This window comes from Labrys okinawensis (assembly GCF_047345005.1).
Lineage (GTDB): Bacteria > Pseudomonadota > Alphaproteobacteria > Rhizobiales > Labraceae > Labrys > Labrys okinawensis.
Window position 1 is genome coordinate 5051577 of record NZ_CP178864.1, and the last position, 13534, is coordinate 5065110.

Consider the following 13534-nt stretch of genomic DNA (forward strand, 5'->3'; position numbering starts at 1 on the left):
TCGTATAAATCTGATCGTAGATACATTCTTACAGTTTTGGTGAAGTAAATTTCTTAAAATTCCAGTTTATCGATCTGGACATGTTTTCGGATCGAGCGCACTATCCTTTTCGAGCACAATCTAGAGTCAAGGCGGAGGGCTGCCCATGTCGCGTGGCGGATCGATGGTGCGTGCACGTTTTTTTGCGGCTGTCTTCGGCGGTGGCCTGGGGGCGATGGCGGCATTGCCCGCAGCGGCCGATATCCTCAATCCCCCGGTGCTGCAGGACGAACGCGCGCCGATTGCAAAGCCTGCGCTGACGGGGCTCGCCCCCGCTGCGCCATTGCCCGGCAACACCGCGCCGGTGCGCGGCGACCGACTGCTCGATCTCAAGATCAACTATATCGACAACCAGATCTACAACCCATCCACGGGCGGGTACGACAAGGTTCACCTGCGCGGCTACACCGGCAAGGGCGTTGATCCCAACGCTCCCTATGTCTCTCCAACGATCGAGGCGACCCCGGGCGACACGGTGCGCATCACCCTCGACAATCAATTGCCGGCAGGGCCTCAGCCCGGCGATCCCGGCTGCATGCCCGCCGGACAGATGCCCGATATCCCACACTGCTTCAACGGAACCAATCTTCACACCCACGGGCTGTGGGTGAGCCCGTCGGGAAACAGCGACAACGTGCTGCTCTCGATCAACCCGCAAACGAAGTTTACATACGAGTACAATATTCCATCGGACCATCCGTCGGGCACCTTCTGGTATCATACGCACCGTCACGGCTCGACAGCGCTGCAGGTGTCAAGCGGCATGGCCGGAGCGCTGATCATCCGCGGCAACCGCTTTCCAACCCCGAATGCGCATGGCGACATCGATACGCTGATCCCTGCTTCAGCGATCCCCGAGCGAGTACTGGTGATGCAGCAGATCCAGTATGCCTGCCGCGCTCCGGCGGCAAAACCGGGAGATCTTGGCCCGATCAAACAGGACGTCAACGGCCGTTATCTTTGCGACCCGGGCGACGTCGGGGGCATCGAGGGCTATGACCAATTCGGACCGGGCACCTGGCCCGCTTCGGGGCGTTACACCTCACTCAATGGCAAGGTGTTCAATCCCAACGAACCGCTGAAGGCGACGCAGGGCCAGATCGAACGCTGGCGGATGATCCATGCCGGCGTGCGCGACACGATCAGCCTGCAATTCTTCAAGGTACTTGACGGAAAGCTGAAGCCGGGCGTGAAAACGCTGGTCAATCCCGACACCAGCGCAGCGTTCATCAAGGATACGTGCAGCACCACGCCAGTACCTTACACGCTGATCGCAGCCGATGGACTGACGATGGCGGCGGCACAGCCGACCAAACTTGCGACGTTTCAGCCTGGCTATCGGTTTGACGCGCTGGTTGTCTTTCCGGAAGCCGGACGTTATTGCGTGATCGACTCCTCCGCACCGAAATCGGGTGTCGTCAGCGGCCTCGACGTGGGACCGCAACTGCTGGCGCTGGTCGATGTGGCGCCGGGAACGCCAGTTGACAATGTGCAGGCCTATGTCAACCGCAAGCTGATTGCATTGGCCGAGGCCAATATGCCCGCCGACGTCAAACCGACGGTGGTAGCCGATCTGCAGGCCGGGATGAAGTTGACAAGCTTTACGCCGCACCCCGATGTCACCGACGATGAAGTGAAGGGCAATGGCACGCAGGAACTGACCTTCTTCATCGACACGACGACGCCCAACACCAAGTTCGAGGTCGCCAACACGCTCAATACGGCGGACGCGAGGCCCTACGACCCCACGCGTATTGACCGTTATCTGCCTTTGGGGAAGGCGCAGGAATGGACGCTCCAGTCGCATTTCGTGAGCCACCCATTTCATATTCATGTCAATCCGTTCCAGATCGTCTCAATCACGGACCCCAATGGTAAGGACGTGAGCGCTCCAGACGCGATAGATGACGCCGGCGGTGAGCCTTACGACCCACAATATCAAGGGCTCAAAGGCGTGTGGAAAGATACGCTGTGGATCAAGAGCCTGATCCCGCAAAGTCTACCCGCTGGTTTCTCGGGTATCTACACAATCAAGATCCGTACCCGCTACGAACGCTACATTGGCGAATACGTGCTTCACTGCCACATCCTCGACCACGAGGACCAGGGCATGATGCAGAATGTTGCCGTGGTGCTGCCCGACCAGGTGGGCGATACAACCCTGCAAGTTGGGATGCAGATGCAGATGCCGATGGGGGCCCAAGATGGCGGTAAATGAGGCGCAGCCAAAATCTGCCGCCCCGTTCACCTGGGGCGACGTCCAAGCAATCCTCGCCGCCGCGGGCGGCAACGAGGGACCCGGCAGCCTGACGGGGTTGACGCTGCCGGAATTCCTGACGCTCCAGTTGCACGGTACGCCGCTGATCGCGCCGCTCTCGACCACATGTTGTGGCGACAGCGATGCCAAGGGGCGCGGCGCTCGCTCGGCGCTGATCCGAGGGTTGCGCGGACTGCCGCCGTTCGACGGCAAGCAATTCCCCCGACTGCCCTGGGGTGGTTCGCCGGTCGCCGACGAGGATATCGATCGGATCGAAACCTGGATCGAGGAAGGATGCCCCGGAGAACTGGTCGAGTCGATTGCGCTCGCCGGCGAGGTAAGTGTGGCGACCGAGGCCCGCGTCGAGGTCAAGGGACTGCCGGGTCCCGTCTTCGGCCCGGCATCCGATCCGGCGGCATGGCGCTATGCCAAGGGCGAGTTGCGCCAGCGAATGGATGTCGATGTGCTTGGCGACCCGCAGAAGGAGCGGCTACGCTATGCATTTCGCGAGCTTTACAAGCTCAACAAATGGGTTGGCGACAAACGCAGCTACAACAATCTGGCCCTGATCCACCAGAACCACTGCCAGCATGGCTGGGAACGCTTCCTGCCGTGGCATCGCGTGTACCTCTATGAATTCGAGCAGGCACTGCAGGACTTCTGCCCGGATGTGACCATGCCGTGGTGGGATTTCCCGGCCGAGCGCTACAAGCCCGAGGATCCGGCCAACGGCGCGATCCTTCCCGATGCCTTCAAGGGTTTTCTCACCGAGGCCGCGGCGCGTTTCCTGCGCGATCACGGATTCCCCGCCAAGATAGACGCGCTGGTCGGCCAGCTCTGGGCCAATCCGACGCAAGTCTACGATGCGGTCAGCAAGGCATGCGGCAAGGATTATGTGGAGGGCGAGAACCGCAAAAGGCTGATCGACGCTCTACTCGAGGCCAATTCGCTGTGGTACCCGCTACGCTATTCCGGCCAGTTCGGCAAAGGCACGATCAACACCGTCATCAACTACCACTACCCGGCAAAAGAAGATATCGACGAGATCCTTTCTCTGCGCACATTCCGTGATTTCGGCGGCGGCAGCCTTTATGTCGACAGCTTCGGTTTCCTGGACCAGAACCCGCACAACACCATGCATATATGGACCGGGGGCATGAACCCCGCGTTCAAGACCGACGCTCCCGCCGACCGCAACAGCGCAGTGCGTGTTGCCGGCCGCAAGTTCCACCAGCGCGACGATCTCTACTCCGAGCCGCAGTTCGGGGACATGTTCTCAAACCTCACCGCCTCCTACGACCCGATCTTCTGGCCGGTGCACGCCAACATCGACCGGCTCTGGTGGCGCTGGCAGCAGGACCATCCCGACGGACTGCCTGCAGACCTCGATTCCGCGCTGACGCCGTGGAGCTACGCGGTGCGCGATACGCTCGATATGAACCGCTTCGGCTATGAATATGTTCGTGGCGGATGCCTCATGCCGGTCGGGCTGACCAATCCGGTCGGCCGCTTCGTCTCGGCACCGATCGCGGTGCCCCAAGCGACGAAGGGCTTTCGCTCTGCCGAAGTGCGGCTGCACCGGGTCCCTCAGTTGCCGCGCTCCTGTTTCATCCGCGTGTTTCTCAACACGCCGGATGCAGATGCCGGCACGCCACTCAATGTAGCAGGCTATGCCGGCTACGCTGCGATCTTCGGACATGGCGAATGTTACGGCGGGCCGGGACATTGCGAAATTCCGCCGGCGGAGAACCGCAAGTTCGATCTGCGCGAGCGCAGCATGAACACGCCGCGCAACCATCGCATCGACGTGAAGCGCGCGGCACGCCGGTTGATCGCGGCGGGAGCCACCAGCCTGACAGTGAGCCTGGTGGTAATCGGCGCCTCCTACGAGGAAGACCGTGAGTTGCTGCGGCTCGACGGGGTCTCTCTCAACTTTCTCGACTGAACCAGAAAACGCGGCCGGCGCAGGCGTAGGGGAGATCAGATGGCCGACCCAACAACCTATCGCATCCATCCGGCCGTCGGCATCGCCCGGCTCGGCGACAGCCCCGAGGGCTTCTGCATCTCGCCGGAAAAGCCGGCACAATTGCCGATAGAATGCGACGCCAACGGCAATGCCGCCAAGGGCGACGCACCGATCAAACACTTCAAGGACAAGAAGGGTCGCATCAAGCGCCAGGCCGCGCGTTTCCAGATCTTCGTCTACGACGAGGCCAACCCCGACGGCACCCCGCTCAAGATCGGCGACCATGTCGAAGGTGGGGGCAATCGCGGCAAGCTGGTCGATATCCAGTGGCGCGTTCAGCTCGCCAACAAGAAGGCGGCATGGTTCACCTTCGACGGGTTGCGTGGCGAGGCGGGCTATCCCGCCGATACGCCCTTGCGTAATGCTGGCATCACCGATCCGGTCGAACGGCAGAAGCTGATCATCGACGCCGGCCCACAGGCCATCGACTGCACCAAACGGCGCAAGGCGAGCTTCGGGCGCGAGACCAACCCGGCGTATGCCGTCACCTTCCCGCCGACAGGGATGGCGCCGAACGACATCGATACGCTGGGCGACATGATGACGGACGACAGCGGACGGCTGCTTGTGCTCGGCGGGCATGGCAACAGCGGCTCGTTCCTCAGCGGCTTCGGCCAGCCGCGCATCGAGACCTATGCCAACAGCGATGGCTGGTTCGACGACATCTCGGATGGGCCCGTAATGGCGCGACTGGTGATGATGGAGGAGCGCGTCCAGCAGCTGCGCTACATCGATGTCGAATATCCCGCCTGGGTGCTGGTCGGCTATCCCCGCTATGCGCCGGAGGTGCTCGACATGATCACCCTGGAGGACGTGGTCGAGGACATGTCGATCCGCGAATTTGCCTATCGCACCGATATGTACGGCACCGCCGGAACGTTCGACGCGCCGCAAAAGATCGATCCGACCGATACGGCGGCCCTGCTTCACTGGCAAGCGGGACCGGTGGAGTGGAACCCTGCCTATCGCCCATGGTTCTGGCGTGACATCTGGCCGATCATTTTCCGTGCCGACGAATTCTCCTATTTCACCAACATTCTCCAGCAGTCGAACTTTCCGCACAACCAGTCGAGCCGGGGCACGTTCGATCCCTATCGCCTGTGCATCCCGCCACGGATTGCGCCTCGTGCGCTCGCGCAGAAGGAGGGTCGGGCGAAAGACGATCATGTCGGCGGGCGGCTGCTCGAGGCAGCGGTTGAACCGAGCCTGATGCTGCTCGATGCAACACAGGCGCCGGGCGCGGCGAAAGATGCCGTGGTTGGCGATGCCGCCGCCACTCTAAGGGCGGCGGCGGCGACTTTCACGGCGGCCGTTTGCCCGCCCGAGGATGGTGAGACACCACGTGCTTATGCCGCGCGCTGGCGAAAGATATTTGGCGACAACGACACGGTGACCGATCCTGCCTATGCCGAAGCGCGCGGCGCCTTCGACGCCGATGTCACCGGCGTGATCGAGCGCATCGCCGCCGCCTCTGCGCCGCCGCCGAAGCGATTGCTGACGCTGGCCCGATCCTCGTCGCGGCAGGAGCCAGGCGAACCGGACCGGACCACCGATCCGGATGAGCCGATCGAGGCCGCGCTGCGCCGACTGGCGTTCGAATATCGTTCCGGTCAGTTGCTGGATCGCGCACTCACCGCCGCGGCCAAGGACGCAACGACCGATCCGGGTCGCTCCGCACGGCAGTATCTGTTTGATCTGCTGAGGAAACCTGGTGAAGAGAACCTGTTCCGTCTCGACGCCAACCCGGCGACACGAACCTATCACCTGCCGCTGATGCCGCTACTGGCGGGCGACAACCCGATCACCAACAAGACAGTGAGCAAGTTCCTGCGGCTGACCGACACGCAGCTGTTCCTGTTGCGGCAATGGGCGGCAGGCATCTTCATCGACGAGGCGGATGCGGGCTTTGCCCCCGCCATCGATCCGTGGCAGCCCTACAAGGACTGGAACGTGCCAGGCGGACGCGGCCTCGACCGAGGTGTGCTGTCGAACGGGCTGGGCGGTGCCTTCTGTCCTGGGGGTGAAGTGACGTGGATCATCCGCAACCCGGCGATCTGGCGCGAGCCCTATCGGATCAAGGCCGACCCCGAATGGTACAGCTTTGCCCTGACTGCGGCGCAGGAGAATGCCAACCGATGGGGAGCGGGCGTCAGCGAGGAGGGCTACATCGCCTATGCGTCCGACCCGCTGTCGCTCGGCAGCAATCTGGACGTGGGACTGCAGCCTGGTGACCTGACCAAGCTCAGCGGGCTGCCGTGGCAGGCTGATTTCAACGAATGCTCCACCCAGACGATCGACGTCACCTACGAGGAATGGAACGTCCTTTATCCCGACAGCGTCGGCAACACGCTCATGGAGCGCGAGCGGCGTGTATGGGAGACCCTGTGGTGGCCAGCGCATCGGCCAATGCAGGTCTACTATCCCATCGGCAAGAAATTTCAGTTCCGGAACTGGGCGCGCGGCATTCCGCAGACGCTCGCCGGCGACCTCAAGATGGTGACCGAATGGTCGAAGCTCGGCTTCGTCATCCGTAATCCTGGCGGCGGCCTCGATCAGCCCTCGCCCCAGACCAAATACATCTGCGTCGAAGATTCGGGAGAATCGCCATGACCAATCCCTTTGTCGGAAACTGGAGCTATCGCAGCTTCAACAACGACCCCGACCTCAGCAAGGCGGCCAACGACCTCTTGTTCGGCGAGGGCACGCTGGCCATTGCCGAGCAGTCGGTGACCGAACTTTCGGGAACGATCGGCGGGCCGGGTTGGTCGCTCGATCTGCGCGGCAGCTTCGGCTACGGGTCGCCGATGCAGGTCCGCTTCCAGGGCAAGGGCGTGGTCGGCGGCGAAGAGTGGATCTACGACTATATTGGCTGGCTCGTGCCTGTGTGGCCCAACAGCACCGACCGGCTGGAAGTGCCTGCGATCGTCGGCTCGGTGGTACGCACCATCCCCCATTCGGGCGGGGGCGGCAGCACCAACCCGGCGGGAGTGGTGGCGTCCTTCTATGCCGTGCGAGCAGGCTGACTTCGTCGTTATCGGCGGTGGGCCGGCCGGTGCATCGGCAGCACTGACGCTGCGCCGTCATGCGCCCGGCCGGAACGTGGTCCTGCTCGAGGCAGGGCGGCACGACCGGGAAAAACCGGGCGAGATATTGCCGGCGGTGACGCGGGGGCTGCTGCGCCAGCTTGGGGTCTGGACGCCGTTCCTTGCAGCGACTTTCGTGGAGAGCCGCGCGGTCGTTTCGGCCTGGGCCGACGAAGCGCCAGACGAGAGACCCAGCATATTCTCAGCACAGGGCGCCGGCTGGCAACTCGATCGGGCACGGTTCGATCGGCTGCTGGTGCAAGCGGCAGCGGCGGCGGGCGCGCAGGTGCGGCTTGGCAGCGTCGTGCGTTCAGCGGTGCGTCAGGACGAGGGCTGGCTGCTCGAACTGGCCGATGGGGACATCATTGCCAGTGCGGTAATCTGGGCGACCGGCCGCAGTTGGAAGCTGGCGCGATCCTTCGGCGCGAAGCTCAGGGTGCACGGGCACCTTGCGGCATACACCCGCTTTTTCGACCGCGCGCCGGGCGATTGTCGAATGGTTATCGAAGCGCGCCCCGAGGGCTGGTGGTATAGCGCTGACTTGCCCGGCCAACGACGGGTCGTGGCGTGCCTGACGGATCCCGATCTGGGGAGCGAAGTGCGCGATCCAAAATCCTGGTACCGCGCACTGGCGGCGACCCAATTCATTGCCCCGCTCCTGCCCCAAGGCGCACGTGAAACCGCAACCTCGGTGAATTTCGCGGGAACGGCCACGATCGATCCGGCCGCGGGTCCGCGCTGGATCGCGGCGGGTGACAGCCTGTTCTGCGCGGATCCGCTGTCGTCACGCGGAATTGTGCACGCGCTGCGCTCAGGCATCCTTGCCGCCTATGCCGCGTCGGACATGATCGATGGACGTGGCGAAATCGCCCGCGCGCGATACGCCATGATCGCATCGCAGGGCTTTGCCGACTACACCCCCGCGCTTGCTGCCCATTACGCCACCGCCGCACGGTGGGACACGGCTTTTTGGCAACGACGCCGGCCTCGACCCGAACAGCAGGCGGCGATTGGTGCTGAGTTTACCGATGTCTCGGATCAATTGCCTATTTCTCCCGGAATGCTCGCATCAACTGATCGCGCAACGGTTTGATGAGATATGACAGCATCGTCCGATCGCCAGTTTGCACAAAGGTCTCCACCGGCATGCCTGGAATGATCTTGAGGTCACCAAGGCGCGCGATCTCCTGCGGCGGTATCGAAATGCGAATGGTGTAATAGCTCTGGCCGGTACGCTGGTCGGTCGTGGTGTCCGGCGAGACCCTGCTGACTGCGGCGTTCAGCTCCGGCGTCGTGCGCTGGTTGAAAGCCGAAAACCGGAGCAACGTCTTCTGGCCGATCTGGACCTGGTCGATGTCCTGCGGATTGACCTTGGCTTCGACCGATAGATTGTCGCTTTGCGGAACGATCAGCATGATGGCGTCACCGGCGCTGATGACGCCGCCAACGGTATGCACCGTCGACTGCAGCACCATGCCGTCCTGCGGCGCGCGAATATCGACACGTCGCAACTGGTCTTCTGCGGCGATCTTGCGCTCGACGGCCTCGCCGATCTGATCGTTGGCCTCACGCAGATCCTTGGAGACCTCGCTCACCACGTCCTTATCTACCTGTATGATTTGCAATTCTGTTTCGGCGATCTTGCCCTTGGCCTGCGCTCTCGCGGCAATGAGCTGTGCGCGTTCGCCGCTCAGCCGCGCCGCCTCGCGCTCGACCGAGGTTATGCGCGAAATCTCCACCAGCTTTTTTGCATACAATGTGCGAACGGCCTCAAGCTCCTTTTCCACCAAGCCGATCTCCTGGGTCTTCGCGTCTTCCTGGGCCGCAAGGCCGCGAATCTCCTCGTTGAGCTGCGTGATGCGCTCGCCCAGCTGAGCCTTCTGGCCGCTCCGTCCGATGGAACGCACGTCGAAGAGTTTCGTCTCACTCGCCATGACGGCGGCGACCTCAGGATTGGCACGTTGATCGAGCAGCACTGCAGGGAATACGATCCTGTCGGCACCTTGTTGCTCTGCTTCCAGCCGGGCCTCTCGCGCCCACAATCCGTTGAGATTCTTGCTGACGATAGCAAGGCTTGCCTTGGTCAGGGTATCGTCCAGCCGCACCACGATATCCCCGGATTTGACCACATCGCCGTCGCGTACCCTCACCTCCCCGACCACGCCGCCGGTGGGATGCTGCACTTTCTTGATGTTCGAATCGACGACGACCGATCCGGAAACGATCAGCGCGCCCGAGATCTCTGCGGTCGAGGCCCAACCTCCCAGGCCACCAGCGAGAACAAGAACGATCACGAGGCCCACCGCCAGATGCAGGCGGATGGAACGAAGAGATTGTCCGGCCGTGACGTGGGTCATGGCTTTGCCACTCCGCCATCGGACACGATCTTGATGGGGGTTGGTATCGGTTGCGGCGGCCGAAGCACCTGCCCGAGTATCGTCTCCTTGGGTCCGAAGGTCTGCGCCCGGCCGTCCTTCATCACCAAAAGCAGGTCCACTCCCTCGATCGCAACCGGGCGATGGGCAATCACCACGACGACTGCACCACGCCCACGTGCCGTCCGAATGGCGCGGGTGAGTGCTTCATCGCCCTCGGCGTCGAGGTTGGAATTGGGCTCGTCCAGTACGATCAAGAACGGCCGACCATAAAGGGCGCGCGCCAGGGCGATGCGCTGGGCCTGGCCCGCCGACAGAATATTGCCGCTCTCGCCAATCTGCGTGTCGTAGCCATTGGCCATTCCGACGACCAATTCATGGACCCCCGCCTCTTTCGCCGCGGCGATGATATCCTCGGAGCCTGCCTCGGGATCGAAGCGGCAGATATTCTGTCCGATCGAGCCTGCGAACAGTTCGACGTCCTGCGGCAGATATCCGATGTAACGGCCGAGAATGTCGGGCCTCCACTGGTCAAGCGCCGCTCCGTCGAGCCGAACCTTGCCCCGCATCGGTGGCCAGACCCCGACCAGTGCCCGCGCCAGCGAGGATTTGCCGGACCCGCTCGGTCCAATGATGCCCAATCCATGTCCGGCATCGAGCGAAAACGTCATCTCGGAGACGACAACTCTTTGGCTGCCGGGCGGTACCAGGCTGACATTCTCGACCAGCAAGCGCTGCGACGGCGCCTGCAGTCGAACCTGCTCGCGTTGTTGCGGCAGGATATCGAGCAGTTTATTGAGCCGCTGCCAGCTCTGGCGAGCGCCCGTGAAACTCTTCCAATGCGCGATCGCGAGATCCACGGGCGCCAGCGCCCGCGCGCTGAGGATCGAACCGGCGATGATGATGCCGCTCGTTGCCTCCTGATGGATGACCAGATAGGCACCCACGCCCAGCATGGCCGATTGGAGCATCATGCGCGCGACCTTGGCGGTGGCGCCAAGGCCACCGATCACATCGCTGCTGCGACGGCTCTCTGCGAGATAATCGTCGTTTACCGCACTCCAATTTCGGGTGTGGTGGCCCGTCATTCCCATGGCGACCACGACCTCGGCGTTGCGGCGGCTGGCGGCGGCCAGGGCATTACGGCGTACAGCCAAAGCCGTGGCCTCGTGCAAGGGGCTTCGAGCCAGAAATTCCGTCAAGACGGTAATAACAATCAGGATGATCGCTCCGATCAAGGCGACCACCCCCAGCATGGTGTGGAAGGCGAAACAGATTGCCAGGTAGAGGGGCAGCCACGGCAGATCGAACAGGGCGCTCGGTCCCATTCCTGACAGGAATGACCGGATGCTGTCGAGGTCGCGCAGCGGCTGGAGGCCATCATTTCCGCCGCCGGCGATCAAAGGCAGGCGGACGACGGATTCGAATATCCGGCTGCCGAGTGTTTCATCCAGCGAAGTTCCGATCCTCACCAGGATTCGGCTGCGGATAAGTTCAAGGATGCCTTGGACGATGTAGAGTCCTCCGGCGAGAACGATCAGCCCGACCAGCGTCGGTACGCTGCGGCTCGGCAGAACCCGATCATAAACCTCAAGCATGAACAGCGAACCGTTGAGGTACAGCAGATTGATCATGAAGCTCATGATGCCGACGCCGATGAAAGCACCGCGGCAGGCGCGCAGTGCGTCACCCAGTTCGGAATGCCGGTGGCCACGTGCAAGATTTGAAGCCATACCCCGAACACTGGCCATCAGCCCTGCTCTCTCGGCACAAACATGGGATAAAATCTATGTCTATTCTTACTCATCTTCATCCCGTTCGTCTAATAGTGCCGCCTGATTATAGATCAGCTATGTTGGCGATGGCGCTTCAGTTCGAGGTGTGGCTACTGACTCCGCCCTCCCAGTAGCGCCAAGGCGAATTGCCTCAAGTTTATGGTAGTGACTGTCGAGCCATGTCTTGACCAAGTCTCTCGCGTTTGCGCTTGCTTCGTGTTGCTTGGCCACGCTGTCGTTTACGAAGGCTAAACCTGGAATCTTCGCATTCCGAGACGCGATTTCGGACAGAGTAGCGCGCGCGTTATTGTCGGCGACGATGCCGAAGTGTGGCATGATGGACGTCGATACTGCAGCCGGCAGCTGCCGATAATTGATCAGGAGCCCGCCGTCGAGCACCTCCAGCTGCGAGATGGGTTCACAAATCCGCGCAAGCACCTGGACGCAGTACGTCGCTGGCGCCTGCCAGGCATCCGATGGATTCAGACCGAGGCGTTCAGCCCCGACCAGGGCCGGCACCATCTGCATGCCCGTCCGTCGCAGATGCGAGACCAGCACCTCCACAGGATCGCGGTAAAGGAAGATCCACGGCACGTCGGGGAAGGCTCGGCGGAAAAGTGCAAGGTTACGCGTATGCCAGGAGTCGAGCTTGACGATGAAAAGCCGCTCATCACCACTCCGCGCCTGACCAAACGCACAGATCATCCATCGCAACCAGAGCGCGTGCTCATCCTCACTCAGATCGCGATATGTCCCACGGGCATTGACCACGGCGTCGATCGGTCCGGCTTCCGAGACGACGATGCTGCCAGGCAGACCACCCAGCATCTGCGATACCAGCGTCGAACCGCAGCGCGACATATGAAAGATGAAGCCATCGGGCTGCAGGTGCCGCGTCAGCTTCAGGAAGTCCGGCATATGGGCGATGGGTGTCGCATAGCGAAACAACCGATTGAAGGGTCTATGCAGGCAATTCTGGACTTCATCGTCAAAAAAGGGCTCACTCAGCGGGCGATCGCCGAAATGCGACCAATCCACCCACAGCATGTCGTCACGCCAGGATGCAGCGACAGGAAGCCAGCCGGCAGGAGGTAGGCGTATCTCGTTCATGAAACCAGCAACCGGGCGCAGAACACATGACGGGTCGTCTGCATCGCGGCACGGATGTCGCTGTCGGTGAATATGAAACCGCGAGCCTCCCCCATCTTGAGCACCAGCGCGATGAACACCTCCATGTCCTCGATCGCAGCAAGACCGTCGTGGAGCGTGACGTCCTCAAGGACCGCAGCGCAAAATCGGTCGAGCTGAACGCTGGGCAGATCCGCACGCCATCTGTGTGTGCAGCGATCATCCATCAATGCGCCACCGCCATGGAAGTCGACAAGGCATCAGCAAGCATTGCCTCGACCCAGCCATTGGCGACGGCATCGATGACCAGATGCACCCGGCTGCAGGCACCGCGATTCGCCACGCTGTGCGGGTCGGACAACCGCAGATACCAGGCGCTGCCAGGATTCATGACGATGCGCTGCCCATTCAGCCGGAAGTCGACTTCTGCATTGGTGGTGATGGGGATGTGAAAGCGCACCGCACCATCCTCGAAGCGAAGGTCGTGATCCCTATGTTCCCTGATGACCGAGCCCGGAGCGAGTTGCATCAAACGCACCGCGAGCAAAGGACATGCGAACGTCGCCAGCACTTCCCGAAAGTAGGGACGGGCCTCCAAAACCGGTGTGTTCTCGAAATCGCGCGCCGACGGATCCGAATAGATCATCATGATGGGGTGGCGAGCACCGGCCGGAGCGCGTAGCGCAATCACGCTCCATTCGCCGTCATAATTCTGTTTGACGAAATGATCGATCCACTCGGTGTCGGACAGGCTCTGCAGATCGCGCTGCAGCAGGCCCGCGTCGAAGTCGACCGGCAATTGCAATCGGTCGGGGAAGCGCGTCGGCGTCGGGCTTGTGGTGTCTGTCATC

At 62.1% G+C, this 13534-nt stretch carries 10 protein-coding genes; 5 read left to right on the forward strand and 5 right to left on the reverse strand.

Features of this window, described 5'->3' with window-relative positions:
* Window positions 1-145 precede the first annotated feature (145 nt).
* The 5 genes from ACMDCR_RS23725 to ACMDCR_RS23745 are packed head-to-tail and all read left to right on the forward strand — an operon-like array spanning window position 146 to window position 8498.
* Complete coding sequence (locus ACMDCR_RS23725; RefSeq protein ID WP_413988990.1) at window positions 146-2257, forward strand: multicopper oxidase family protein; 2112 nt, start codon at window positions 146-148, stop codon at window positions 2255-2257.
* The gene (locus ACMDCR_RS23730; protein WP_413988991.1) at window positions 2244-4241 is read left to right on the forward strand and encodes a tyrosinase family protein; all 1998 of its coding nucleotides are present in this window, start codon (window positions 2244-2246) and stop codon (window positions 4239-4241) included. The genes ACMDCR_RS23725 and ACMDCR_RS23730 overlap by 14 nt, the downstream gene beginning before the upstream one ends.
* Before the next feature lie 39 nt (window positions 4242-4280).
* Window positions 4281-6932, forward strand: a complete 2652-nt coding sequence (locus ACMDCR_RS23735) for a LodA/GoxA family CTQ-dependent oxidase (protein ID WP_413988992.1) — start codon at window positions 4281-4283, stop codon at window positions 6930-6932.
* Entirely contained in the window at window positions 6929-7345 is a 417-nt protein-coding gene (locus ACMDCR_RS23740) for a hypothetical protein (protein ID WP_413988993.1), read from the forward strand. The genes ACMDCR_RS23735 and ACMDCR_RS23740 overlap by 4 nt, the downstream gene beginning before the upstream one ends.
* On the forward strand, window positions 7326-8498 hold the full coding sequence (locus ACMDCR_RS23745; protein WP_413988994.1) for an NAD(P)/FAD-dependent oxidoreductase: 1173 nt from the start codon (window positions 7326-7328) through the stop codon (window positions 8496-8498). Before ACMDCR_RS23740 ends, ACMDCR_RS23745 begins: the two co-directional genes overlap by 20 nt.
* Here the strand turns inward: ACMDCR_RS23745 and ACMDCR_RS23750 are convergent.
* The 5 genes from ACMDCR_RS23750 to ACMDCR_RS23770 form a co-directional block, all read right to left on the reverse strand.
* Window positions 8452-9762 (reverse strand): HlyD family type I secretion periplasmic adaptor subunit, encoded by a 1311-nt coding sequence (locus ACMDCR_RS23750; protein WP_413988995.1) that lies wholly within the window; start codon window positions 9760-9762, stop codon window positions 8452-8454. The genes ACMDCR_RS23745 and ACMDCR_RS23750 overlap by 47 nt on opposite strands.
* Window positions 9759-11513, reverse strand: coding sequence for a type I secretion system permease/ATPase (locus tag ACMDCR_RS23755; protein ID WP_413988996.1), 1755 nt, complete (start codon window positions 11511-11513; stop codon window positions 9759-9761). Before ACMDCR_RS23755 ends, ACMDCR_RS23750 begins: the two co-directional genes overlap by 4 nt.
* A 117-nt stretch (window positions 11514-11630) precedes the next feature.
* A complete protein-coding gene (locus ACMDCR_RS23760; RefSeq protein WP_413988997.1) occupies window positions 11631-12665 on the reverse strand; it encodes a hypothetical protein in 1035 nt (344 codons plus the stop codon).
* Window positions 12662-12910 carry a hypothetical protein gene (locus ACMDCR_RS23765; RefSeq protein ID WP_413988998.1) on the reverse strand — a complete coding sequence of 83 codons (249 nt, stop codon included), beginning with the start codon at window positions 12908-12910 and terminating at the stop codon, window positions 12662-12664. The genes ACMDCR_RS23760 and ACMDCR_RS23765 overlap by 4 nt, the downstream gene beginning before the upstream one ends.
* On the reverse strand, window positions 12910-13533 hold the full coding sequence (locus ACMDCR_RS23770; protein ID WP_413993702.1) for an aspartyl/asparaginyl beta-hydroxylase domain-containing protein: 624 nt from the start codon (window positions 13531-13533) through the stop codon (window positions 12910-12912). The genes ACMDCR_RS23765 and ACMDCR_RS23770 overlap by 1 nt, the downstream gene beginning before the upstream one ends.
* Window position 13534 lies beyond the last annotated feature (1 nt).